Here is a 23,087-nt window from a genome sequence, read left to right on the forward strand (position 1 = left end):
ACAAAATACAGTGGGTAGTGCCATGATCAGAAAAAATAGCTCCAACATCCTGAGAAACGCCATTACGATGCTTGTTGTCGTTATGGTGGTTGTAATGTCTTCCACCGCTTGGGCGGCGTCCTTGACCAAAATGCGTTTGGGCCAAGGTACCGATAAAACCCGTGTGGTCTTTGAAATCAAGAAAAATCATCGCTTTGAAATCACCGAGTTGAAAAATCCGGCCCGCATCGTGGTTGATTTTTACAAAGCGGATAACCAACTGACCTTTTCGAAAATGAAATTCCTGGACGCGCGCATCAAAGGTGCACGTGTCAAAAACCAATCCAAGCGCACCCGTGTGGTGTTGGATTTGCGCGACGATTTTGATTATCGCTATTTCACATTGGCGAAAAACAAACGCGGTGCCGAGCGTGTGGTGATTGACGTGACCAACGTCAAGCAATCCGCTGTATTGGCGAAAAAAGCCAAAGCGCAGCCAAAGCCGACGAAAACCGTGGCCAAAGTGAAAAAAACGGTGGTGAAAGCCAAACCGACTCAAGTCGCGAAAGCCTCTGTTAAAAAAGCGCCGGAAAAGGCGATGAAAAAAGCGGTGAAAAAAATCGCTCAAAAAGAAGCTCCGAAAACGGTTAAAAAAGCCGCTGTTAAAGTGGCCAAAGTCACGCCGGCGAAAAAAGAAATGTCCACCAACGCGCAGACGCAAACCCTGTTGAATAAGGACAGCGATATTTTTGCACCGCAAAATAAAGAATTGGTGGTCGCCATCGATGCCGGACACGGCGGTAAAGACACCGGCGCCATCGGCCATAACCGCCTTCGCGAAAAAGACGTGGTGTTGCGATTGGCGAAAAAACTGAAAAAATACATTGATGCCAAACCCGGAATGCGCGCGGTCTTGACGCGTGAAAAGGATGTGTTCATTCCATTGCACAAACGGGTTCGCATCGCTCACCAGAAAGACGCCGACATCTTCCTGTCTTTGCACGCCGATGCGTTTCCGAATCCCAAAGCGCGTGGCGGTTCGGTGTATATCTTGTCCACCACCGGGGCCAGTAGTGTGATGGCGCGTATTTTGGCGAAATCCGAAAACGCTTCCTTGCAGGATGTGAAGTTAAAAGGGCGTGATGCCGACGTGGCCTTCGTTCTGTCCGATCTAACGCGTTCCGCAAACATCCGTGCCAGCCGCAAACTGGGACAAGTGATCTTGGGCGAGATGGGCAAAAACGTGCATTTGCATAAAAAATCGGTTCAGTCCGCCAATTTTGCAGTCTTGAAATCCATCGACATGCCATCGTTGTTGATTGAAACGGCCTTTATTTCCAACCCGGGTGAAGCCAGAAAACTGAGTTCGGACCGCTTCCAAACGCAAATGGCGCGTTCCATTGTCAGTGGGCTGGATAAGTTTGTGAAACGCAATGCCACCAAACCACGTTGGGGCGAGCAGCTTTACGTTCACTACCGTGTGCAGAAAGGGGATACTCTGTCTGAAATCGCCGAGAACTACAATATTTCCACTTACAAGCTGAAAAAAATCAACAACATTAAAAAAGCCGATCGCCTATACGTTGGCAAAAAACTGCGTATCCCGGTTTCCGAAGATGTGATTGCTTCCTTGTAACCATCTCGTGCAAAGCTTTCTATTTATCAAACCCACATTCATTTTTTGAATATCACGTAATATCACGTTCGCCAGGCCCTTCTCAGGGGGCTTGGCTTTTTTTACCAGGCCTGGTCATTTTCAGACTTTAACGCATTCGCGTTTTCCTTTCCAAAACCGCGCTGATAATCGAAATATAAACCGCTATAATGGCGAGCAGAAAATTCCCGAATTTAAGACCGGATACAAGGTCGGATATTCGATACTGAAACGAACCGATTAAAAACTTCTGTGCCGAACTCAATGCCGCAAAATAAATCGCAAGATAAACAGCAAAATACACAGCAAGATATTGCTTTATTACCTTCTCATCTCGCCGACCAAATCGCCGCCGGTGAAGTGGTGGAAAGGCCAGCTTCTGTGGTGAAAGAGCTGCTGGAAAATGCGCTCGATTCGGGCGCGACTCAAATTGATATTCACATTGATGAGGGCGGTGAAAAACGCATTGTGGTTTCCGACAACGGGACGGGCATCCGGCAATCGCAATTGCAGTTGGCGGTGAGTCGCCACGCCACCAGCAAGATTCAGACAGCCAATGACCTGACGGCGGTCGCAACGCTGGGATTTCGAGGTGAGGCTTTGGCCAGTATCGGCTCCGTTTCGCGCTTGACCCTGACCAGCCGATTCAAAGACGAAGACGCCGCCTGGCAATTGCGCGGCGAAGGGGAAGGCAACTGGTCGGAACCGGTGCCGGTGGCGCATCCGCAAGGCACGCAAGTGGATGTTCAGGATTTGTTTTTCAACACCCCGGCCCGTAAGAAATTCCTGCGTGCGGCGCGTACCGAGTTCATGCATATTGATCAATTGGTCAAACGCGTGATGTTGAGTCGGCCGGACGTCGCGATTAAGTTGACGCATAACCAGAAAGTGATGCGTCACGTTCAGGCCGCATCGGACGAAGCGGCTTTGATTCAGCGTTTAAAACAACTCATGGGTGGGCCGTTCGTGGAGCAAAGTCTGGCGTTGGAGTTTGAGGCGCAGGACATTCGTTTGTCGGGCTGGGCGGCGCAGGCCACTTTTAACCGCAGTCAAACCGACATGCAATACGTGTTCGTTAACGGCCGTATTGTCCGAGACCGCTTATTGTCTTACGCTGTCAAACAGGCCTATGCCGATGTTTTGTATCATGGTCGCCATCCGGCGTATGTGTTGTTTTTAGACATTCCGCATGAGTTGGTGGATGTGAATGTACACCCCGCCAAATACGAGGTGCGTTTTGCGAATGGCCGCTGGGTGTACGATTTTTTGCGCCGTTCGGTACGCGAAGCGGTGACGCGTCCGGTCGGTGTGTCCGGTGGTCATGCAGAGGCCGCCGCGCCCGTCGGTCATGCTGAAGCCTCGGGCCGTTTTGAGGCGACAACGCCAAATGAATCGGCTTATCAGGCGGCGATGCAATTCCAGACTCGTGACACCTCCGGTAACGGCGGGTATGGTGTTCATGAACCGGTGCCGGCCTATACGATGGAGCCGGGTGAGCAGTTGATTCGTCAATTCCAAGCGGCGCAAGCTGAGTCGGGCGCGCAAACCGATGCAAATCAATCGGTTTCGAGTCAGCATCACCCGTTGGGGTACGCCAAAGCACAAATTCATGGTGTGTTTATTTTGGCGGAAAACCAACAAGGCCTGGTGTTGGTGGACATGCACGCCGCACACGAGCGTATTGTGTACGAGCGCATGAAACAACAATGGACACAAGACCGCTTGGTGTCGCAACCGTTGCTGGTGCCAATCGTGGTCAGCTTGGAAGCGTCGCAAATCGCGATTTGGGATGAGTATCGCGATGAATTGGATAAACTTGGTTTCGAGGCCGAGCCTTTCGGACCGGAGCAATTGAAATTGATCCGTGTGCCGACGTTATTGGCGAAATCCGATGTCGCGCATCTGGTGAACGACATGGTCGCCGACTTGGCGGTGGCCGGCGAAACCCGTTTGGTGGAAGAAAAAATCAACCAGATTCTCAGCACCATGGCGTGTCATGGTTCGGTGCGGGCCAATCGTCATTTGACGGTGGATGAAATGAATGCCTTGTTACGAGACATGGAAGCCACGGAGAGTTCCGCGCAGTGTAACCACGGCCGGCCGACTTGGGTGCAGTTGTCGATGGACCAGCTCGATGCTTTGTTTATGAGGGGGCAGTAGGGTGAGTGGCGTGATGTCGACTGTGTCGGGCTTGAATCTTGAGCATTTAATCGAACAAAAATGTTGTTTGGCGATTATGGGGCCGACGGCGTCGGGCAAAAGCCGTTTGTCGATGGCCTTGGCCGAGCGCTTACCGGTGGAAATTATCAGTGTGGATTCCGCATTGATTTACCGCGGTATGGACATCGGCACCGCCAAGCCGTCCGCCGAGGAATTGGCCAAAGTGCCGCATCACCTGATTGATATTCTCGACCCCAGCGAAAGTTATTCCGCGGCGGATTTTGTGGAGGATGTGCATCGCTTGGTGGCGGAAATTTTTGAACGGGGGCGTTTGCCGATGTTGGTGGGCGGCACCATGATGTATTTCAATGCGCTGCAAAAAGGCATGGCGCAATTGCCGTCGGCCGATGAAGCCTTGCGTGCTGAAATTCACCAGGCCTGGCTGAAAGATGCCCTGGCCACGCATAAACGCCTGAAAGCGGTGGACCCGGAAGCGGCCGAGCGCATTCACCCGAATGATCCGCAACGTTTGGTGCGGGCGTTGGAGGTGTATGAAATGACCGGTCGGCCATTGACGGAATTACAAAAAGAGGCGCAGGGTCAGGGATTAACCGAGTTTCAACTGGCGAAGGTGGCGTTATTGCCGGAAGATCGAGCTCAGTTACATCAACAAATCGAACAGCGCTTTCATGCCATGTTGAATGAAGGGTTTTTGAAAGAAGCCGAGCAGGTGTTTTCTCAGCCGAACTTACATGGAGACCTGCCAGCAATTCGCAGTGTGGGGTATCGCCAGGCCTGGTTGTTTTTTGAACAAACCTACGATTATGAAACCTTTGTGGAAAAAAGCATTGTCGCCACTCGCCAGCTCGCTAAACGTCAGATTACCTGGCTGCGTAAAGAGACGGATTTGCACGTCATCGACCCTTACCTCACAAATCTTGACAAAAGTGTGGAGGAGGTTTTAGAGTACTTGGCGGGATGTGATAAAAATGCTTAAATAAGAAAGTGTTTATGTTATTATCTGGAATCTTTCAGTGGCGATAGCGAATACACAAGGGCGTTATCATTCCAGCCGCTGAAAGGCGAATCTGACGAATGGTTCGTTGACACTATAAGAATATAGCTTCATACAAAAATAGGAAATAATCATGGAGACAAAAAAAGTGGCTAAGGCTTTACCAATACAAGATCCGTACTTGAATGCATTGAGAAAAGAAAAAATCAATGTAGCGATTTATCTTGTAAACGGTGTTAAGTTGCAAGGCCGTGTCGATTCTTTCGATCAGTTTGTTGTGCTGTTGCGCAGCAACGTGACGCAAATGGTTTATAAGCACGCGATTTCGACCATCGTTCCAGCGCGTGACCCTAAGGCTTATGAATTTGACGTTGCGGACGCTTCCGAAGCCAAATCCGCTGAGTAAGTCCGCACGAGGCTTCATCCCGGAGCCTGCTCTACATTATCGCGAAAAAGCTAAAGCCGCTCGGGTGTTCAACTTTTTCGCGGGTACACACCGACTCTTAACGTTTTATAATCATCACCACAACCTATCTCAAGCTTGCTTGAAAGCAGTCTGTTAACGCATGGAATTATTTGGAAAACTTGAACAGAAGGTACTGGAAAAAGCGATACTGGTACATGTCGATTTTTATCATGAAGCCGATCGTGAAGTACTGGAAGAGTTTTATGAACTCGTTGATTCCGCTGGTGCGGAAGTCAAGGAACTGATTACCACCAAACGCCAATCACCGGACCCGAAGTTTTTCATTGGAAAAGGTAAGGCGGAAGAAATCAAGCTCGCTGTGGAAATGCACGAAGCGGATGTGGTGATTGTCAACCATGCTCTGAGCCCCGCGCAAGAACGTAATTTAAGCCAATTTCTCGATTGCCAGGTTCTGGACAGAGTGGGTTTGATTTTGGATATTTTCGCCCAACGCGCCCGTTCTCACGAAGGGAAATTGCAGGTCGAATTGGCACAGCTGAAGCGCATGTCCACCCGTTTGGTAAAAGGGTGGAGCCACTTGGATCGTCAAGGCGGTATTGGCGCGCGCGGTCCCGGGGAAACCCAGTTGGAAACTGACCGTCGTTTGGTCCAGGGCAAAATCAAGCAGTTGGAAGCGCGCATTGAAAAAGTGCGTCAACAGCGAAACCTTGGGCGCCGCTCGCGTCAAAAATCCGACTTACCGACCGTTACGATTATCGGCTATACCAATGCCGGGAAATCCACCTTGTTTAATCAAATGACGCAAGCCGGTGTGTATGCCGAAGACCGTTTGTTTGCGACGTTGGATTCCACTTTGCGGAAAGTTCATCTGCCGGGAGCCGGGCCGGTCATTTTTGCGGATACGGTGGGGTTTATTCGTCACATTCCGCACGATTTGGTGGCCGCTTTCCGTTCCACCTTGGAAGAAACCAGCGAAGCAGATTTGTTGATTCACTTAGTCGATGCCGCTGACCCACACCGCGCTGAAAAAATAGCGGATGTGGAAGAGGTGATTCAAGAAGTCGGCGCCGAAGCGGTGCCGCAGCTATTGGTTTTCAATAAGATTGATCGTTTAGACCCGGTGGTGACGCCGCATGTGGATTTGAATGATGAAAATCTGCCGGAGCGGGTTTGGATTTCCGCGCGTGAGCAATCGGGTATCGAGTTGATGATGGATGCCGTTGCGGCTTATTTTCGCGGGCGTTTTATCACCGTACGCCTAGTCTTGGATGTTAAAGCCGGCAAACGTCGTTCCGAACTTTATACATTAGGCACTATTTTGGAAGAAGGGTTTGACGAGACGGGTAACAGTGTCTTTAAAATGTCCTTAACCGAAATGGAGTCGAAACAGATTCAAAAGTGGGATGAAGTCCTCGAATATCAAGTGGGCACCTCGATCAACCCCTAGTGAGATTATGCGGGGCTAAAAGGAGGCTTATTCTAGGCGCGGCTCGCCGATCTTAGTCATTCTAAGGTTAAGAGTCGTAACAACGAAAAAGCCGCCTTTTAGCCCCGCCCGAAGGGGCTTAGCCAAGTTCGCCAGCTCGGCGTTATGACGCTTTGCAAGGTCTAGACATTCCTGCAGCGTCATGCCTTGATCTGACGAGCTTGGCGTTGCCAGAATCCACAAGGGGTTGATCGAGGTGCCCAGGTGTTGTCGTCGAAAAACTGACGGCTTTGCCCGCTTTTCAATGCATAGCTGCAGAAACCCTGTCCAATTAAATAAATTAATCCCGAAGGCAAGGGGATTAATTGATGACATTTCGTTCGATAAAATTTAAAATGACCCACTGATTTTCAATTTTCTGGAGAAAATAATGGCGTGGAATGAGCCGGGAAAACCTGGACAAGACCCATGGGGCAACTCGGGGAACAACAACCGTCCTAATAATTCAAGAAAACCGAATGGATCAAATCAAGATCCAGACTTGAAGGAAGCCTTAAGAAAAGCCCAGGAATTTTTTGGCGGCACGGGCGATAAGTTCGGTGGCGCAAAAGGAACCGGTTTGATTGTCATCGTATTGATTGCGCTGTGGTTGTTGAGCGGTATCTATACGGTTGACTCTCCTGAAAGAGGGGTGGTCAAACGTTTCGGGGCTTATACCCATGAAACCACGGCCGGTTTGCATTGGCACTTGCCTTGGCCGATTGAATCCGTCACTTTGGTGAATGTCGATCGCATTCGTACCGCTGAAATCGGTTACCGTTCCGACAGTCGTAACCGTAATGGCACGGTGCCGTCCGAAGCGTTGATGTTGACCAAAGATGAAAACATTGTCGATGTGCGTATCGCCGTTCAATATAAAGTCAGCGATGCGAAAAAGTATTTGTTCGATGTGGCTGCTCCGGACGTCACCATGCGTGACTTGACCGAGAGTGCTCTGAGAGAAATCGTCGGCCGAAATACCATGGATTTCGTGTTGACTGAAGGGCGCGACGAAGTGGTGTCTAAAGTGCGTGCTCTGGCACAAAAACATCTGGATGAATACAATACCGGTTTGATGATTACCTCCTTGAACTTGCAGGATGCGCAGCCACCTGAACAGGTGCAGTCTGCCTTTGCCGACGTGGTCAAAGCACGAGAAGACAGAGAGCGTTTGATCAACGAGGCGGAAGCCTACTCAAACGATATCTTGCCGAAAGCCCGTGGTAAAGCGGCCCGTCAAATTGAGGAAGCGCGTGCTTATCATGATGAGGTGATTGCACGATCAACCGGTCAGGCCAGTCGTTTTGAAAGCATTATGTCCGAATACAAAAAAGCACCGCGTGTGACGCGTGAGCGTTTGTATCTGGATGCGATGACGAACGTGTTGAGCTCGACTTCGAAAGTGTTTGTCGGGGCGGACAGCGGAACCAATTTGCTGTACTTGCCCTTGGATAAAATGATGTCCGGCCAAGGTGGTAATGTGCCGTTCAGAGTGCCGAGTGATGTTTCTTCGCAGTCGGATGCCGCGGCTTCCGGTTCCAGTAAGAACGGTTCATCTTCCAATCGAAACACATCGCAAAATAACATTCGTGATTACTTGAGAACAAGGGAGCTTCGCTAAGATGAAATCCGTTATTACTATTTTTATCGCGGCTGTCCTGTTTATTGGCAGTAATGCCCTGTTTACCGTTCAGCAAGGCCAAACGGCATTGGTGTTCCGCTTTGGTGAAATTGTGGAAGATAACTTGAAACCAGGCCTGCATTTCAAAACGCCTTTCGTTAACAATGTGCGTTTATTTGATGCCCGCTTGCAAACGTTGGATGCTGAACCGGAGCGTTACCTAACCAGCGAAAAGAAAAATCTGTTGGTGGATTCGTTCGTGGAGTGGCGTATCAGTGATGCCAAGAAATTTTACACGGCTATGAACGGTGATATCCGTTTGGCAAACCTGCGTCTGGCGCAAATCATTAAAGATGGCTTGCGTGCCGAATTTGGTAGTCGTACCGTTCAGGAAGTGATTTCCCAGGACCGTCGTGTGATAGTGAAAGAAATTCAGGCCAACACCGGAGAGTCGGTCAGTAATTTCGGTATCGACATTGTGGATGTTAAAATCAAGCGTGTCGATTTACCGCAAGACGTGAGCGATTCGGTGTATCAGCGTATGGAAGCCGAGCGTAATCGTGTGGCGAAAGATTTGCGTTCACAAGGTTCCGAAGCGGCTGAACGTATTCGTGCCGATGCCGACCGTCAGAGAACGATTATTCTGGCCGATGCTTACCGTGATGCGGAAACCATTCGCGGTGAAGGGGATGCCACGGCGGCAGACATTTATGCGAAAGCGTATTCCAAGGATCCGGATTTCTATGCTTTTTATCAAAGCTTGAATGCTTATCAGCTGTCCTTTAACAGTAAGACGGACATGATGGTGGTGGATCCGAAATCCGATTTCTTCAAATTCTTCAACCAGCAGAAATAATTGAATGGTTGGTCGCATAACAATTTGATAAGACATAAAGGTGGTTCAGTCCACCTTTTTTATGCCTTCTCGACGGTGAGCGTGGAAGGTGAGGAGCGGTTTCATGTTGGAAGCATTGCTCAGTGCGATTGCGCTGGTATTCATTATTGAAGGGCTGTTGCCGTTTGTTTTTCCACGAGTGTGGCGAAGCACCATGGCGGAGTTGATTCAACTGGATGACAAGAAGCTGAGATGGATGGGATTGATCAGCCTTTCCATCGGAATGATTTTATTATTTATTTTTACGTAAGAAGACTGTAATGCAACAAAATATTTGGTTTACGCCGGATGGGCTTGAAGATTTATTGCCGGATGAGGCGAAAAAGCTCGAGTGCTACCGCCGTCAATTATTGGATGGTTTCGAACTGTCTGGATACGACTTGGTACTGCCGCCGATTGCGGAGTTCACAGATTCGCTTTTGACCGGTAAGGGGCGACATCTCGCGGTGGATACCTGCCGTTTTACCGACCAGGAAAGCGGTAAGATGATGGGGGTTCGTGCCGATATGACGCCGCAAGTCGCTCGTATTGCCAGTAATCGTATTAAACAAAAAGGCATTCAGCGCTTGTGTTACGTCGGTGAAGTGCTGAAAACCCGTAATAACCGTGCAAAAGGCTCTCGAAGCCCGATTGAGGTCGGCGCGGAGCTGTTTGGCCATTCCGGTGTGGAAAGCGATATCGAAGTCATCGAGTTGATGGTATCGTCATTGAACGGCATCGGTTTAAGTGACTTGACGTTAAGTCTTGGGCAGGTGTCGGTTGTGGATACCTTGATGAATCAAGTTGGTTTGAGTGACTCACAGCAAGAAACGATGGTCGATATTCTGTTGCGTAAATCGATTCCGGAATATGATGATTTCGTCGAATCACTGTCTTTGTCGCCAGCCTTAACAGACGCTTTTAACGCGCTGTTGACGCTATGCGGCAATGCGGAAGATGTGATGAAAAAAATGGATGTTTTGGCCAATGTTTCGACTGAGATGGCCGAGCACCTGGCGCACTTCAAAGCCGTCTTGGCGCACTTTGCGGGATTCGAGTCGTTAACCATTCATGTTGATTTGGCCGATATTCGCGGCTATCAGTACCACACGGGTATGATTTTCAGTTGTTACGCGGCTGGACGCAAGATGTATCAGTTGGCGCGTGGCGGGCGTTATGACGGCATCGGTTCCGAGTTCGGTGTGGATAAACCGGCGACCGGGTTCAGTCTCGATTTACGCGGTATGTTGGATTTACTGGAACAACCCGCATCGATGAAAAAAGAGACGGTCTTTGCGCCAAACGCCTATGATGCGGATTTGTTGGCTGAAATCGAGCGTTTGAAAGCTCAGCAAACCGTCGTGAAACGTTTTTATGATTTTTCAGAGTTGCCGGATGGTGCTTCCTATCTAGAGTCGGTTTCTGGAACCTGGACGATTTCCGTTAAGTAAGCCTGTCGAAGCAGGTGAATCGTAATTCATTCGTTATAAAGAGAAAAAAATGGCTAAAAAAAATATTGTCGTCGTAGGAACGCAGTGGGGCGATGAAGGAAAAGGCAAAATTGTCGATTTATTGACAGACCGTGTCGCGGCGGTTGTACGCTTTCAAGGTGGTCACAATGCCGGTCACACACTGGTTATTGATGGTCAGAAAACCGTATTGCATTTGATTCCATCCGGTATTTTGAGAGAAGAGGTGGAGTGCTTTATCGGTAACGGTGTCGTTTTGGCACCCGAGGCGCTGGAAAAAGAAGTGACGCAACTGGAAGCCACCGGTCTGCGTGTTAAAAATCGTTTGAAAATCAGCGATGCCTGCCCATTGATTTTGGATTATCACGTTGCGTTGGATCAGGCCAGAGAGCTGGCTCGTGGTAATAAGCCTATCGGGACAACTGGGCGCGGCATTGGACCGGCTTATGAGGATAAGGTCGCGCGCCGCGGTTTACGTGCCGGTGATTTGCGCAATATGGAACACTTCAAGCAGAAGTTGCAAACCATTTTGGAATACCACAACTACATGTTGGAAAACTATTACCAAGCGGAGCCGGTTTCATTTGATGTGCTGTGGGAAAAGTGTCAGGCTTACGCCGACCTGATTGTACCGATGTTGGCGGATATTCCAAACCTGATTGATCAATACAACCGTGCCGGTAAAAACTTGATGTTTGAAGGTGCGCAAGGCACTTTGCTGGACATCGATCAAGGCACTTATCCTTATGTGACCTCTTCCAACACCACTGCGGGCGGCGCGGCTTCCGGCAGTGGTATCGGCCCTTGCCAGTTGGATTACGTGCTGGGGATTACTAAGGCTTACGCGACGCGTGTTGGCGGCGGGCCTTTCCCAACGGAATTGCTATATGATTGCGTGTCGGATGAAGGGGATACGATTGGTAAAGAACTGGGGACGCGCGGCCGAGAATTTGGTGCGACAACCGGGCGGCAACGTCGCTGCGGTTGGTTTGATGCGGTGGCTTTGCGTCGTTCTGCTCAAGTGAACGGCTTAACCGGCGTGTGTTTGACCAAGCTGGATGTGTTGGACGAATTGGCTGAAATCAAGGTGTGTACAAAATACACCAAAGACGGTGAAGATATTTTATTACCGCCATCCAGTGCGGATGAATATGAGTTGGTCAAGCCGCATTATGAAACATTAAAAGGCTGGAAAACGTCGACGGTCGGCATTTCCAGCTGGGAAGCCTTGCCGAAGGAAGCGCAAACTTACATTCGTTTCCTGGAAAAAGAAATGGGTGTGCCAGTTTCGATTCTGTCAACCGGGCCGGATCGTAACGAAACGTTAGTTTTGCAAGACCCGTTTGCCGAAGCGTAAGGCTGGCTCTACTACGAGACGATAAAAAAACCGCTTTCGAGCGGTTTTTTATTGCGGATTTCAACTTCCTTAGACGATTTTGAAAAAACTTGGAAAGGAGGTAAATCCACCAGGCCTGGTGGATTTAGGTATTTGGTTTTAGAGGACTTTTCGGATGATGTTTGGCAAGGTTTCCGGATTGAAAGGTTTGACAATCCAACCGGTTGCGCCCAATGCACGGCCTTGTTCTTTCATTTCCTGACTGGCTTCTGTGGTCATCATTAAAATTGGCGTGAAGCGGTAATTTTCAAGTTTTCTGGCCGCTTTCAGGAATTCCAAGCCGGACATGACCGGCATATTGATGTCGGAGATGATTACGTCAAATTGCGTTTTTTGCAAAGCATCGAGCCCTTGCTGGCCGTCTTCCGCAATGGTCAAGTCAAACGTTTGGCCGAGAACCATGTTGACCAACTTTCGCATGGAGGAGGCGTCATCAATGTACAGAACTTTATTCATGGGCTTTTTACTTTCTTTTAAACAACCTAACTTTATCACAGAAATAAGGGTTTTTTCCTAAAAATTATCTGAAAGCCCCAACAGAGATTGTTACAATAATTTTTTTGACTTTTTAAGGTATCGGAACAAGATGTTACAAAGCATTAGAGAGCATGCACAAGGCTGGATTGCCTGGACGATTGTAGGTTTAATCATCATTACATTCGCTCTGTTCGGCATCGATCAGTATGCCCAAGGTGACAAGACTGTTGTCGTCGCAGAGGTGAATGGTGAGGACATTACAGCAACGGAATTCTTGACGCTTTATAGCCGTCAGCAGTCCCGTCTTAAAGAGCAATTCGGCGAGCTTTACGACCAAGTTGTTCAGGATGAAGAGTTGCGTGACCAGGTAATGGATGCTTTGATTGAATCGGAAGTGGTTCGACAGTGGGCGGATTCGCATGATATGGTGATTTCAGATCAACAGTTGGCGATGACCATCCAATCCGCATCGGTCTTCCAAAAAGACGGTCAATTTGACGATGCATTGTACAAAGACATTTTGATGCGCAACGGTTTGAATGTGGCGCGTTTCGAATACGAACAACGTCAATATTTGATTGAAAATCAAAATCGTCAGCTGACGGCGGCATCCGCCATTGTGACGGACGACCAGATTAAGCAACTGGCCGCCTTGCAGTTCCAGAAGCGTGATGTCAATTATCTGCGCGTTGATCAGCGTCCGTTTATTGAAACCGCTAAGGTGCCGGAAGACGCCATTCAAGCGTATTATGATCAGCACAAAGATAGTTTCGTGACACCGGAAATGGTTAAGTTGAGTTATGTCTTGTTGTCGCAAGAAGCCTTGGCGGAACAAGTGGCCGTCAACGATAAAATTTTGAAACAATTCTACGACAACAACAAAGACCAGTTTACCGAGCCGGAAAAACGTCAGGCCAGCCATATTTTGGTGAAAATTGATGAAGAAACCGACGAAGCCGCCGCGTTGAAGAAAATTCAAGACATTCAAGCCAAACTGGCGGATGGTGCCGATTTTGCCGAACTGGCGAAAGAGTATTCCGACGATCCGGGGTCAGCGGCGATGGGCGGTGATTTAGGTTTGTTCCAGCAGGGAATGATGGTGCCGGAGTTCGATGAAGCGGTCTTCACCATGAAAGTGGGCGAGGTCAGTAAACCGGTGAAAACCGATTTCGGCTACCACTTGATTAAGTTGACGAAGGTGGAACCGAAAAAAGAACTTCCGTATGCGGATGTAAAAGAAGAAGTGGAAGAGATGTACCGCAACCAGCAAGCGGAAAAACAATATTTCGAACAGCTGGAACAATTGAATACCGTGGCTTATGAACAAGCCGATTCTCTGGTTCCGGCCGCTGAAGTGGTTGGCTTGGAAGTGCAAACCACCGATCCGATTCCAAGAAGCGGTGGCGGGGATGATGTGACGTCCAATGCCAAAGTCATGGCCGCGGCCTTTTCCGACGATGTGAAAAAATCCGGTTTGAACAGTGCCGCGATTGAACTGTCGCCGACCGAATCGGTGGTGGTCCGTGTCGATGAAAGCATGCCGGCCAAGCAACAGTCTTTGGAAGAGGTTAAAGTGGATATTGTGCGTATTCTGAAACGTGAAGCGGCAGTGAATGCCTCGGCAGATTTAGCGGGTGAATTGCTGGCTAAATTGCAGAAAGGTGACACTAAAATGCAGGAGCTGGTTAAAGAGGGCGTCGAATTCACGCCGGTCGGATGGTTGGAACGGGAAAACCGTCGGGTGTTGCCGCAACTGACGCAAGCCATTTTTAAGGCGCCGAAACCAAGTGGTGAAACGCCAAGTTATACGACTTATCAATTGCCGACCGGTGATTCGGTGGTCATTGAGGTGTTGCGTGTTGAAGAAGGGACTGTGCCGGAAGACAAAGCGGTTAAAACTCAATTGAAACAGGCTTTGGTCAATCTGTCGGCGACTTCTGAGGTGGACGCGCGCATTCAAACGATGATTGATGCGGCGAAAATTGAAAAAATGCCGAACTATAAAACCATCAAACCAGCCGGTTTGTAAATTGATCGTTAGAGTGATTCTTCAAAACGCCCAGGCCTGGGCGTTTTGAAAACAAAATCGCAAGCATAAAAAAAGCGCCTTACGGCGCTTTTTTTATGGCGGCTAATCATTTTGCTGTTAGCCGAATTGATAATGCTTTCTAACGGGTTTTTCCACCGCCCAGTAGCAGTTTAAGCCGCGACGAAAGGTTACTAGGTCGCCGGATTTAATATGATACTGTGTGCCGTTTTCGGTTGTAACGGTGACTTCGCCTTCCAGCAAGTAGCAGATTTCCCGTTCGTCATAGTGCCAAGGGAAGTTGGAAATTTCTTTCTCCCATATCGGCCATTGCATGACCCCCATCAGGTCTAGCTTCTCCTGTGACGGATTGGATTCGATGGTAACGTCGTTCATGCGGTCCTCCAGTCTAGGACGGTTTTTGAAAGCGGTCATGGCAGTCGCTGCGCATGACCTTTCGTTTGACTCGCGTTCGAAGTGCTTTCGGTGGATTGACGTTGGCTGTCGTTATAAAAGCCGAGACCACCTGTTATTATTCTGACGGTTCTGAGTTGTCAGCCGGTACTCTGTAAAGTGCTTGTGCCGCACGCAAGTACTTTTTGCGGCTCCATAATAAGCCCCAGCGGCTACCTCCGACCTGGCGCCATAAGACGGCGGAACGAACGCCTGCAAGCAGAAGCGCACGGATTTTATTCGCCGTTTTGGGGTTCTGCAAATGCCCGTGCTGTCCATTGACCATGATTCTCGGGTTAATCGGACTGATGTTCTCCGAATAGGCTCTTGCCAAGGTCGCGATGACGTTTTCATGGAAGTCGCCGAAATGGGTTCTTTGCGAACGGGCGGATTCAATCACTCTAGAAACCTTATCAAAAGTCCCGTCGGTTTTCGAGACATTTTTTTCTAAAATCATCAAACTGAGTACGTATTTTGTCACCTCGATATTACGAGACGACACCGATTCATTGGAACTCATCTGGGCTAAAAGAGTATTGACGCCCAACTGAATGTTTTCAACTTGGCCACCGAAAACGTCCAGCGTATCGTTCGGGTTTTCGCAGAACAATGAATTGATACTGGTCTGATATGCAATTTCGTCGGTTTTCCCGGTGGTGGCCAGTTGATACACTTGTTGTGCCACCTGGTAGATGCCGATAAGGGCGATGGCTTTGTCTTGTTCGGTATAGGTTTGCGTCATAACGTCGATTCTATCTCGCTTCAATCTCATTTAAGTGATGATAACGTCCGGTAATCACCGCGCCGCCGAGGCATTCGTCACCTTCATAGAATACCACGGACTGGCCGGGTGTAATCGCTGTTTGCTCTTGGTCGAATTTGACAACGATTTTACCGTTGTTTTCGCTTAAGATTTGGCAGTCGGTTTCCGGTTGTCGGTAACGCACTTTGGCTTTGAGCGGGTGATTCTGTTTGGGGCATTTGCCGGACGTCCAGTCGCAGGTGTCGGCCGTTAAATAAGCGTGGTTCAGCAGCGGGTGGTCGGCACCTTGAACGGCAATCAGTTGATTTTTTTCTAAATCCTTGTCGGCCGAAAACCAGGGAAGACCGGAATCGCCATGCCCGCCGCCAATCCCCAAGCCTTTACGCTGTCCTAAGGTGTGGTACATCAAGCCGTCGTGTTGACCGATGACTTTGCCTTCGGTATTCACGATGTCCCCCGGTTGAGCCGGTAAAAACTGTTGCAGGAAGTCTTTGAACTTGCGTTCGCCGATAAAACAAATGCCGGTGCTGTCTTTTTTGTCGTGTGTGATCAAGCCAGCGTCTTCCGCCAGTTGGCGTACATAGGGTTTTTCCAGCTCGCCGATCGGAAACATGGACTTCGCTAATTGATGCTGTTGCAGGGTGTACAGAAAGTAACTTTGATCTTTGTTGGCATCCAAGCCTTTCATCAGGTGGCATTGCCCGTTTTCGTCGCGGTGGATGCGCGCGTAATGCCCGGTAGCGATGAAATCCGCGCCCAAGGTCATGGCATGTTGTAAGAAGGCTTTGAATTTGACTTCTTTGTTGCACAGAATGTCCGGGTTCGGAGTACGCCCGGATTTGTATTCCGCTAAAAAGTGTTCAAAAACCCGATCCCAGTAGTCACCGGAGAAATTTTCCACGTGTAGCGGAATGTCCAGTTTTTCGCAAATTGCCAGGACGTCTTTTAGGTCTTCGGCGGCGGGGCAGTAGTCTTCGGTGTCGTCGCCTTCCCAATTTTTCATGAAGAGGCCTTCAACGTCATAGCCTTGTTGTTTCAATAGCAAGGCGGTAACAGACGAGTCCACACCGCCGGAAAGGCCGACGATGACTTTGGTATGAGCGTTGTCCCCGGTTGGGGTTTGAGTGGTGTTTTGAGTGGTTTTTTGCATGGGCTTATTTTATCACGATTTTTCCAAAAGAATGGATTCGCCGGGTTGTAAGTTTTTGAGTTGGTAATCGCCGATTCGCGTGCGGATCAAGCGTAAGGTCGGAAAGCCGACGGCCGCCGTCATGCGTCGAACTTGGCGGTTTTTGCCTTCGGTAATGGTCAGCTCCAGCCAGGAGGTTGGAATGTTTTTGCGTTCACGAATCGGTGGATTACGTGACCACAGCCATTTGGGTTCCTGGATTTTTTTGGCTTTGGCCGGCTGAGTGAGGCCATCTTTGAGTTCCACACCTTGTTGCAGCTGTTTAATGGCTTGTTTGGATAAGTCGCCTTCCACTTGCACCAGATACGTTTTCGGCTGTTTATGTTTTGGATCGGCAATTTGATGTTGCAGTTTTCCATCGTCGGTCAACAGCAATAAGCCTTCGGAATCACGGTCCAAGCGTCCGGCGGCATAGAAGCCGGGGCGCTGAATGTAATCCGCCAGGGTTTCGCGTTGCCCTTTGTATTGCGGCTCATCGGTAAACTGGCAAAGTACATTAAAAGGTTTGTTGAAAAGCAGCAGGTCACTCATGGGGTTTGACTCATCGTTTCATCGTTGACTTATATTTTTTCGGTCGGTGATGTAAAATAGGCGTTATTCTAACATTCTTTAGGGAATCTCTATTCATTCTGGGAGAGCCGGTTGAGCCATTTTCGCATTCAAGCGGCTTTTCACGAATCAGTGAAGGTTCCCTTAACCTTTCAACGCCTGACCTCGAGGCGCGCTTAATTTTAGGAATTTTCAATGACAGAATCCGCTAAGACGACTTCCAAGATTATTTATACCCTAACCGACGAAGCGCCAGCTTTGGCCACTTACTCGTTATTGCCGATTATCGAAGCCTTTACCAAAGCCGCCGGTGTGGCGGTTGAAACGCGCGATATCTCGCTAGCCGGGCGTATTCTGGCCAACTTTCCGGAAAAACTGACCGACACCCAGCGCGTTGGCGATGCTTTGAACGAGTTGGGTGAACTGGCGAAAACGCCGGATGCCAACATCGTCAAGTTGCCGAATATCAGTGCGTCCATTCCCCAGTTGAATGCGGCTATTAAGGAATTGCAATCCCAGGGCTATGATGTCCCGGATTATCCGGCCAACCCAAAAAATGCCGAAGAAGAGAACATCAAAGCCACTTACGCCAAAGTGCTGGGCAGTGCCGTTAACCCCGTTTTGCGTGAAGGGAATTCCGACCGTCGCGCGCCGACGTCGGTGAAAAATTTTGCTAAGAAACATCCGCATTCGATGGGTGCCTGGTCGGCGGATTCCAAGTCGAAAGTGGCGCACATGTCTGAGGGGGACTTCTACGGTTCCGAAAAATCCACGACCTTGTCGGATGCCACCGAGTTTAAAATCGAATTTGTGTCTGAATCAGGCGAAACGAAAGAATTAAAAGCCTATGCGCCTTTACAGGCGGGGGAAATTATTGATGCGGCGGTCATGCGTCAGAAAGCCTTGCGTGATTTCCTGGCAAAGGCGGTTCAGGAAGCCAAAGAGCAAGGTATTTTATTCTCGTTGCACCTGAAAGCGACCATGATGAAAGTGTCCGACCCGATTATCTTCGGCCAGGCGGTATCGGTCTTCTTTGCCGAGGTGTTTGAAAAATACGCCGCGGAATTCGAGCAAGTGGGCGTGAACGCAAACAACGGTTTAGGGGACGTTTACAGCAAAATCCAAACTTTGGACGATGACAAACGTGCCGAAATCGAGCAAGCGATTGCCGATACCGTGTCCGCTAAAGCCGATATCGCCATGGTCGATTCCGATAAAGGCATCACCAACCTGCATGTACCGTCCGACGTGATTGTCGATGCTTCCATGCCGGCGATGATCCGCACGTCCGGACAAATGTGGAACAAAGACGGTCAACAACAAGATACGCTGGCGGTGATTCCGGATCGTTGTTATGCCGGTGTCTATCAAGAAACCATTAATTTCTGTAAGCATCATGGCGCGTTTGACCCAACTACCATGGGAACGGTGCCGAACGTTGGTTTGATGGCGCAAAAAGCGGAAGAGTATGGCTCGCACGATAAAACCTTCCAAATGACTGATGCCGGGACCGTTAAGGTGCTGGATAAAGACGGGCAGGTTTTGCTGGAACAAAATGTGGAAGCCGGGGATATTTTCCGTATGTGTCAGGTCAAGGATGCGCCGATTCGCGACTGGGTCAAGTTGGCCGTCAGTCGTGCGCGTGCCACAGGCTGGCCGACGGTGTTCTGGCTGGACACCAATCGCGCGCACGATCACCAGTTGATTGAAAAGGTCAATCACTATTTATTGGAGCATGATACCGCCGGTTTGGAAATTCATATTATGTCGCCGGAAGAAGCCACGCGCTTTACGTTGCGTCATGTCAAAGAAGGACAAAACGTCATTTCCGTAACCGGGAATGTGTTGCGTGATTATTTGACCGACCTGTTCCCGATTTTGGAGTTAGGTACGTCCGCTAAAATGTTGTCCATTGTGCCGTTGATGAATGGCGGCGGTTTGTTTGAAACCGGTGCGGGTGGGTCTGCGCCGAAACACGTTCAGCAGTTTATGAGCGAAAACCATTTGCGCTGGGATTCACTGGGTGAGTTCCTGGCATTGGCGGTGTCGCTGGAGCATCTGTCCAGCCATTTCAACAACCCGAAAGCACAGGTCTTGGCGGATGCCTTGGACAAAGCCACCGGGCGTTTCCTGGAAAACAACAAGTCGCCATCACGTAAAGTGGGTGAAATCGACAACCGTGGCAGTCATTTCTATTTGGCGATGTACTGGGCGCAGGAATTGGCGGCTCAGGACGCGGATGCCGAATTAAGAACGCGCTTTACCGATTTGGCCGACGCTATGGCGAAAAACGAAGCGCAAATCATGGACGAACTGAACGGCACGCAAGGCCAGGCCGTGGACATCGGCGGTTATTACAAGCCAAATGCCGAACTGGCCAGCCAAGCCATGCGCCCGAGCGCGACCTTAAATACGTTGATTGATGCCGTATAAGTGAAACTGATAAGCCGTTTTTAAAGACGGTTGCCATTCAGGTATTCAATGTATAAAAACCGCCAGGCCTGGCGGTTTTTTGTTTTTTTATTCCGGCTAAAAATTCAGCATAATCGGTATGGTTATTAACGATTTTTATTGGCTTTTCATCTTCTTTTGTCATATAAATTGAGTTTCAAGATAAGTGTTTATACTTATTTTGTTGTGTTGGTGTCGAGCACCATCTGATGCCGATGTGATTTCCAATGAATATGGACTGAAGGAGTATTTGAAATGGCTGATACACCTGAAAAAAATCTGTACTTTGAAAACGATGATGCTGAACCGGGGATGGATGTCGCGGCGCGATTGAACCTGGAAAGCCTTGAAGAGCCGGATGATTTGTTATACATGGCGGACTTGTTGAAAGAGGCACAGGAAGAAACACGCAAAAAAGACTGCGGAAAACTGTTGGATGTTTCTTACACCTATCCGTGTATTAATGGCTGGAGTTATATTTGTCAGCACCAAAAGTGGGAGAAATGTGGTACCACGAAACGATGTCGTATGCGTGAGAAGCGTTGTTGACCTAACCGTTTTAACTATTATTGAAACCGCCAGGCCTGGCGGTTTTTTATATTCGAAAACAGTTTGGGTGGATCGTTTAAAGTTCGATGTCGAAGTAGACGTTTTGGACGTCGTCGAGGTCTTCCAGCATTTCCAGCAATTTTTCGAACATTTCGCGGTCTTCGTCGTTCTCCAGGGGTTTAGTCATTTGCGGCAGGAATTGGATTTCATCCACTTCGAAGTCGATTTGACCAAAGGCTTCAATCAGTGCCGTTTTGGTTTTGGCATATTCGGTGTGAGGGACGAACACACTGATTTTACCGTCTTCGTTTTCAATGTCGGAAACATCCACATCCGCCATTAAAAGCGCTTCTAAAACCGCTTCTTCATCTTGTCCGGCGAAGACCAAAATGGCGGCGTGATCAAACATATGGCTGACGCTGCCTTGAGTGCCGATTTTGCTTTTGGTTTTGGTGAAGCAGCTACGCACATCGCCGAAGGTACGGTTGGGGTTGTCTGTCAGGCATTCGACAATGACCATGCTGCTGCCTGGGCCGTAGCCTTCGTAACGTGCGACGGCAAAGTCTTCGCCACCGCCGCCTTGTGCTTTATCAATAGCTTTGTCGATAACGTGCGCGGGGACTTGAGCTTTTTTGGCGCGTTCAATCAGGCCTTGTAAGGCTAAGTTGCTGTCGGTGTCCGCGCCGCCGCTTTTCGCGCAGACGTAAATTTCACGACTGAATTTACTGTACACTTTGGCTTTGGCGTCAGACGTTTTCGCCATGGATTCTTTGCGGTTTTGGTAAGCTCTACCCATCTTGTCTTTCCGTTATCGTTTTTTAAAAATGGAATTTTACACAATAACGTTTTGATGATGCAGGGAATTTGTGGTTCCTTTGGTTTTAAAAGGGGCGGTTTCTGCGGCTTCTGCGTGGGAAATCGTTGAGGAAGACGGTATAATAAATACTTAGAATGAACTCGGATGCGGATGATAAACATCTAAAAAGTGAGAGAGGTCGTTAAAAATTTTAACTATTTCATTTTCAATGGAATTTCGTTAGTATTTCCGATTGTTCTTCAACCGGCGGGAGTGGTTGCGCTCCGTCAAGAAAAGGGTTTGAATGATTGATTTAACCGCTAGGCACAACGGGGTTGGCTATAACACATGAAAATTCTCATTATTGATCCTTCGTTGAGCTATCGAGAATTGGTCAAGGAAATTCTCTCCACGGAGGATGTGACGGTTGTTGAAGCGAAAAGTGGCGAAGAGGCACTTGCTTACCTGAAAAAAGACATTCCAAACGCCATCAGCATTGCCCATGAATTGGGTGATATGGACAGTTTTAAGTTTTTACGTAAATTAAAGCTGAAAGAAGCGTTGAGTAACATTCCGAAATTTCTGTTGACCTCGAATGCATCGCAGGACTTCAAACGGCTGGCTTATGACGCCGGGTTCACCGAAATCTTTTTGAAATCGGATATACAAACCTTAAAACGCGCATTGCGTAGTTTAATGCTGTATGCCACGACGAATATTTCCGCGCGGGTGTTGTATATTGAAGATACGCAAAGCACGGCGGATTATACCAGTCACATTATGGCCGGTGCCGGCTGGGATGTGACCCACGTTAAAAGCGGGGAAGCCGCCGCCGAAATTCTGGATAAGAAAAAACGCTATTTCGACTTGGTCGTGACGGATTTGGTGTTGGAAGGGGCCATTAGCGGTATCGGTTTGATTAACCTAATCCGCCAAGGTCATGAAGATATTCGCAATATTCCGATTTTGGCCGTGTCCGGCTGGAACGATCTGTTGCGTCAAGTGTACGTTCTCAAGCACGGCGCGGGGGATTTCATCGCCAAACCATTTCACGAAACCGATTTTCTGGCCCGGGCGATTAATTTGATTCTGAATAAAAAGCGTTTGGATGAATCGAAAGCGGCTCAAAAAGCCTTGTATCTGAAAGCTAATCTGGATGTTGCCACCGGTCTCAATAACCGTCACTTCATCGAAGAATTCGGTGACAAGATGGTGCAGGCGTCGATTGAAAATAATGAAGGCGTTTCGTTGATGATTTTGGATATCGATTATTTCAAAGCCATTAACGATTCCAAAGGGCATGCCGCCGGAGACCTGGTGTTGAAACAAATTTCGACGTTGGTGAAAAGCATGTGCCGTTCCAGCGATATTGTTGTCCGTTACGGTGGCGACGAACTGGTGGTATTAATGCCGGGCTGTAATCACGATGAGGCGTTTGAGCGGGCCGAATCACTGCGCCAGCAGATTGCCGAATTGAGTCCGGGCGGTATTGATGTTTCGACCAGTATTGGCGTGGCAAGCCATGATAAACGGGTGGCGATGGAATTGGTGGCGTTGTTGAAAAACTTAAACCAGACGCCGCATGATGAAGTGGTTTTGGATTACGAAACGCTTTTCCGCGCAGCCGATCATTCTTTATATGCCGCCAAACAAGCCGGGCGCAATAAAGTGTGTATGAATAATTTGCTGGATCGGACGGAATCGTTTTCGTCCTGAATCGTTACCTGAACCGTTAATTAGACAACATAATCGGTATAAATTGGTATAAATGAAA

At 48.8% G+C, this 23,087-nt stretch carries 21 protein-coding genes; 14 read left to right on the plus strand and 7 right to left on the minus strand.

Going from position 1 to position 23,087, the window contains the following annotated elements; translation table 11 throughout:
- Nucleotides 1-22 precede the first annotated feature (22 nt).
- The 10 genes from AC0KH7_RS05455 (at nucleotide 23) to AC0KH7_RS05500 (ending at nucleotide 12,021) form a co-directional block, all read left to right on the plus strand.
- Nucleotides 23-1,615: an N-acetylmuramoyl-L-alanine amidase gene (locus tag AC0KH7_RS05455; RefSeq protein WP_472371430.1), complete on the plus strand. Its 1,593-nt coding sequence runs from the start codon at nucleotides 23-25 to the stop codon at nucleotides 1,613-1,615.
- Between the two features lie 282 nt (nucleotides 1,616-1,897).
- Complete coding sequence (mutL, locus tag AC0KH7_RS05460) at nucleotides 1,898-3,793, plus strand: DNA mismatch repair endonuclease MutL (protein ID WP_472371432.1); 1,896 nt, start codon at nucleotides 1,898-1,900, stop codon at nucleotides 3,791-3,793.
- A 13-nt stretch (nucleotides 3,794-3,806) separates the two neighbouring features.
- Complete coding sequence (miaA, locus tag AC0KH7_RS05465) at nucleotides 3,807-4,790, plus strand: tRNA (adenosine(37)-N6)-dimethylallyltransferase MiaA (protein ID WP_472371434.1); 984 nt, start codon at nucleotides 3,807-3,809, stop codon at nucleotides 4,788-4,790.
- A 151-nt stretch (nucleotides 4,791-4,941) separates the two neighbouring features.
- Complete coding sequence (gene hfq, locus AC0KH7_RS05470) at nucleotides 4,942-5,214, plus strand: RNA chaperone Hfq (RefSeq protein ID WP_472371436.1); 273 nt, start codon at nucleotides 4,942-4,944, stop codon at nucleotides 5,212-5,214.
- A 160-nt stretch (nucleotides 5,215-5,374) separates the two neighbouring features.
- On the plus strand, nucleotides 5,375-6,682 hold the full coding sequence (gene hflX, locus AC0KH7_RS05475) for a ribosome rescue GTPase HflX (protein ID WP_472371438.1): 1,308 nt from the start codon (nucleotides 5,375-5,377) through the stop codon (nucleotides 6,680-6,682).
- A gap of 409 nt (nucleotides 6,683-7,091) precedes the next feature.
- On the plus strand, nucleotides 7,092-8,321 hold the full coding sequence (hflK, locus tag AC0KH7_RS05480; protein ID WP_472371440.1) for an FtsH protease activity modulator HflK: 1,230 nt from the start codon (nucleotides 7,092-7,094) through the stop codon (nucleotides 8,319-8,321).
- A gap of 1 nt (nucleotide 8,322) precedes the next feature.
- Complete coding sequence (gene hflC, locus AC0KH7_RS05485; protein ID WP_472371442.1) at nucleotides 8,323-9,177, plus strand: protease modulator HflC; 855 nt, start codon at nucleotides 8,323-8,325, stop codon at nucleotides 9,175-9,177.
- A gap of 103 nt (nucleotides 9,178-9,280) precedes the next feature.
- Nucleotides 9,281-9,466: a DUF2065 domain-containing protein gene (locus AC0KH7_RS05490; RefSeq protein ID WP_068648565.1), complete on the plus strand. Its 186-nt coding sequence runs from the start codon at nucleotides 9,281-9,283 to the stop codon at nucleotides 9,464-9,466.
- A 10-nt stretch (nucleotides 9,467-9,476) separates the two neighbouring features.
- Nucleotides 9,477-10,646: an ATP phosphoribosyltransferase regulatory subunit gene (locus AC0KH7_RS05495; RefSeq protein WP_472371444.1), complete on the plus strand. Its 1,170-nt coding sequence runs from the start codon at nucleotides 9,477-9,479 to the stop codon at nucleotides 10,644-10,646.
- Nucleotides 10,647-10,695: 49 nt separating this feature from the next.
- Complete coding sequence (locus AC0KH7_RS05500; RefSeq protein ID WP_472371446.1) at nucleotides 10,696-12,021, plus strand: adenylosuccinate synthase; 1,326 nt, start codon at nucleotides 10,696-10,698, stop codon at nucleotides 12,019-12,021.
- A gap of 138 nt (nucleotides 12,022-12,159) precedes the next feature.
- On the opposite strand, the gene AC0KH7_RS05505 is transcribed toward AC0KH7_RS05500, so the two are convergent.
- Entirely contained in the window at nucleotides 12,160-12,516 is a 357-nt protein-coding gene (locus AC0KH7_RS05505) for a response regulator (RefSeq protein ID WP_472371448.1), read from the minus strand.
- Nucleotides 12,517-12,646: 130 nt separating this feature from the next.
- Between AC0KH7_RS05505 and AC0KH7_RS05510 the strand changes: the two genes are divergently transcribed.
- Nucleotides 12,647-14,566 carry a SurA N-terminal domain-containing protein gene (locus tag AC0KH7_RS05510; RefSeq protein WP_472371450.1) on the plus strand — a complete coding sequence of 640 codons (1,920 nt, stop codon included), beginning with the start codon at nucleotides 12,647-12,649 and terminating at the stop codon, nucleotides 14,564-14,566.
- Between the two features lie 117 nt (nucleotides 14,567-14,683).
- On the opposite strand, the gene AC0KH7_RS05515 is transcribed toward AC0KH7_RS05510, so the two are convergent.
- The 4 genes from AC0KH7_RS05515 to AC0KH7_RS05530 all read right to left on the minus strand — a co-directional run bounded on the left by AC0KH7_RS05515 (nucleotide 14,684) and on the right by AC0KH7_RS05530 (nucleotide 17,499).
- Nucleotides 14,684-14,959: a cupin domain-containing protein gene (locus tag AC0KH7_RS05515; RefSeq protein WP_472371452.1), complete on the minus strand. Its 276-nt coding sequence runs from the start codon at nucleotides 14,957-14,959 to the stop codon at nucleotides 14,684-14,686.
- A 136-nt stretch (nucleotides 14,960-15,095) separates the two neighbouring features.
- Complete coding sequence (gene hflD, locus AC0KH7_RS05520; RefSeq protein ID WP_472371454.1) at nucleotides 15,096-15,758, minus strand: high frequency lysogenization protein HflD; 663 nt, start codon at nucleotides 15,756-15,758, stop codon at nucleotides 15,096-15,098.
- Between the two features lie 10 nt (nucleotides 15,759-15,768).
- A complete protein-coding gene (mnmA, locus tag AC0KH7_RS05525) occupies nucleotides 15,769-16,929 on the minus strand; it encodes a tRNA 2-thiouridine(34) synthase MnmA (protein WP_472371456.1) in 1,161 nt (386 codons plus the stop codon).
- Nucleotides 16,930-16,941: 12 nt separating this feature from the next.
- Complete coding sequence (locus AC0KH7_RS05530; protein ID WP_472371458.1) at nucleotides 16,942-17,499, minus strand: rRNA large subunit pseudouridine synthase E; 558 nt, start codon at nucleotides 17,497-17,499, stop codon at nucleotides 16,942-16,944.
- A 213-nt stretch (nucleotides 17,500-17,712) separates the two neighbouring features.
- On the opposite strand from AC0KH7_RS05530, the gene AC0KH7_RS05535 reads away from it, so the two are divergent.
- The gene (locus AC0KH7_RS05535; RefSeq protein WP_472371460.1) at nucleotides 17,713-19,950 is read left to right on the plus strand and encodes an NADP-dependent isocitrate dehydrogenase; all 2,238 of its coding nucleotides are present in this window, start codon (nucleotides 17,713-17,715) and stop codon (nucleotides 19,948-19,950) included.
- A gap of 37 nt (nucleotides 19,951-19,987) precedes the next feature.
- Here the strand turns inward: AC0KH7_RS05535 and AC0KH7_RS05540 are convergent, their stop codons facing one another.
- Nucleotides 19,988-20,113 carry a hypothetical protein gene (locus tag AC0KH7_RS05540; RefSeq protein WP_472371462.1) on the minus strand — a complete coding sequence of 42 codons (126 nt, stop codon included), beginning with the start codon at nucleotides 20,111-20,113 and terminating at the stop codon, nucleotides 19,988-19,990.
- A gap of 110 nt (nucleotides 20,114-20,223) precedes the next feature.
- Between AC0KH7_RS05540 and AC0KH7_RS05545 the strand changes: the two genes are divergently transcribed.
- A complete protein-coding gene (locus AC0KH7_RS05545) occupies nucleotides 20,224-20,517 on the plus strand; it encodes a hypothetical protein (protein ID WP_472371464.1) in 294 nt (97 codons plus the stop codon).
- 76 nt (nucleotides 20,518-20,593) lie between these two features.
- Here AC0KH7_RS05545 and AC0KH7_RS05550 read toward each other — a convergent pair whose 3' ends face one another.
- Entirely contained in the window at nucleotides 20,594-21,313 is a 720-nt protein-coding gene (locus tag AC0KH7_RS05550) for a YebC/PmpR family DNA-binding transcriptional regulator (RefSeq protein ID WP_472371466.1), read from the minus strand.
- A 348-nt stretch (nucleotides 21,314-21,661) separates the two neighbouring features.
- Here AC0KH7_RS05550 and AC0KH7_RS05555 point away from each other — a divergent pair, with 348 nt between their 5' ends.
- Nucleotides 21,662-23,029, plus strand: a complete 1,368-nt coding sequence (locus AC0KH7_RS05555; protein WP_472371468.1) for a diguanylate cyclase — start codon at nucleotides 21,662-21,664, stop codon at nucleotides 23,027-23,029.
- Nucleotides 23,030-23,087 lie beyond the last annotated feature (58 nt).

Source organism: Hydrogenovibrio sp., assembly GCF_965140365.1.
Lineage (GTDB): Bacteria > Pseudomonadota > Gammaproteobacteria > Thiomicrospirales > Thiomicrospiraceae > Hydrogenovibrio.

Coding starts and splice junctions, on each gene's coding strand:
- hfq (WP_472371436.1), top strand. CDS start 4,942: ATGGAGACAAAAAAAGTGGCTAAGGCTTTACCAATACAAGATCCGTAC.
- miaA (WP_472371434.1), top strand. CDS start 3,807: ATGTCGACTGTGTCGGGCTTGAATCTTGAGCATTTAATCGAACAAAAA.
- AC0KH7_RS05515 (WP_472371452.1), bottom strand. CDS start 14,959: ATGAACGACGTTACCATCGAATCCAATCCGTCACAGGAGAAGCTAGAC.
- AC0KH7_RS05505 (WP_472371448.1), bottom strand. CDS start 12,516: ATGAATAAAGTTCTGTACATTGATGACGCCTCCTCCATGCGAAAGTTG.
- AC0KH7_RS05545 (WP_472371464.1), top strand. CDS start 20,224: ATGGCTGATACACCTGAAAAAAATCTGTACTTTGAAAACGATGATGCT.
- AC0KH7_RS05550 (WP_472371466.1), bottom strand. CDS start 21,313: ATGGGTAGAGCTTACCAAAACCGCAAAGAATCCATGGCGAAAACGTCT.
- hflX (WP_472371438.1), top strand. CDS start 5,375: ATGGAATTATTTGGAAAACTTGAACAGAAGGTACTGGAAAAAGCGATA.
- AC0KH7_RS05535 (WP_472371460.1), top strand. CDS start 17,713: ATGACAGAATCCGCTAAGACGACTTCCAAGATTATTTATACCCTAACC.
- AC0KH7_RS05510 (WP_472371450.1), top strand. CDS start 12,647: ATGTTACAAAGCATTAGAGAGCATGCACAAGGCTGGATTGCCTGGACG.
- AC0KH7_RS05555 (WP_472371468.1), top strand. CDS start 21,662: ATGAAAATTCTCATTATTGATCCTTCGTTGAGCTATCGAGAATTGGTC.
- mutL (WP_472371432.1), top strand. CDS start 1,898: ATGCCGCAAAATAAATCGCAAGATAAACAGCAAAATACACAGCAAGAT.
- hflD (WP_472371454.1), bottom strand. CDS start 15,758: ATGACGCAAACCTATACCGAACAAGACAAAGCCATCGCCCTTATCGGC.
- mnmA (WP_472371456.1), bottom strand. CDS start 16,929: ATGCAAAAAACCACTCAAAACACCACTCAAACCCCAACCGGGGACAAC.
- AC0KH7_RS05455 (WP_472371430.1), top strand. CDS start 23: ATGATCAGAAAAAATAGCTCCAACATCCTGAGAAACGCCATTACGATG.
- hflK (WP_472371440.1), top strand. CDS start 7,092: ATGGCGTGGAATGAGCCGGGAAAACCTGGACAAGACCCATGGGGCAAC.
- AC0KH7_RS05490 (WP_068648565.1), top strand. CDS start 9,281: ATGTTGGAAGCATTGCTCAGTGCGATTGCGCTGGTATTCATTATTGAA.
- AC0KH7_RS05540 (WP_472371462.1), bottom strand. CDS start 20,113: ATGACAAAAGAAGATGAAAAGCCAATAAAAATCGTTAATAACCATACC.
- AC0KH7_RS05500 (WP_472371446.1), top strand. CDS start 10,696: ATGGCTAAAAAAAATATTGTCGTCGTAGGAACGCAGTGGGGCGATGAA.
- AC0KH7_RS05530 (WP_472371458.1), bottom strand. CDS start 17,499: ATGAGTGACCTGCTGCTTTTCAACAAACCTTTTAATGTACTTTGCCAG.
- hflC (WP_472371442.1), top strand. CDS start 8,323: ATGAAATCCGTTATTACTATTTTTATCGCGGCTGTCCTGTTTATTGGC.
- AC0KH7_RS05495 (WP_472371444.1), top strand. CDS start 9,477: ATGCAACAAAATATTTGGTTTACGCCGGATGGGCTTGAAGATTTATTG.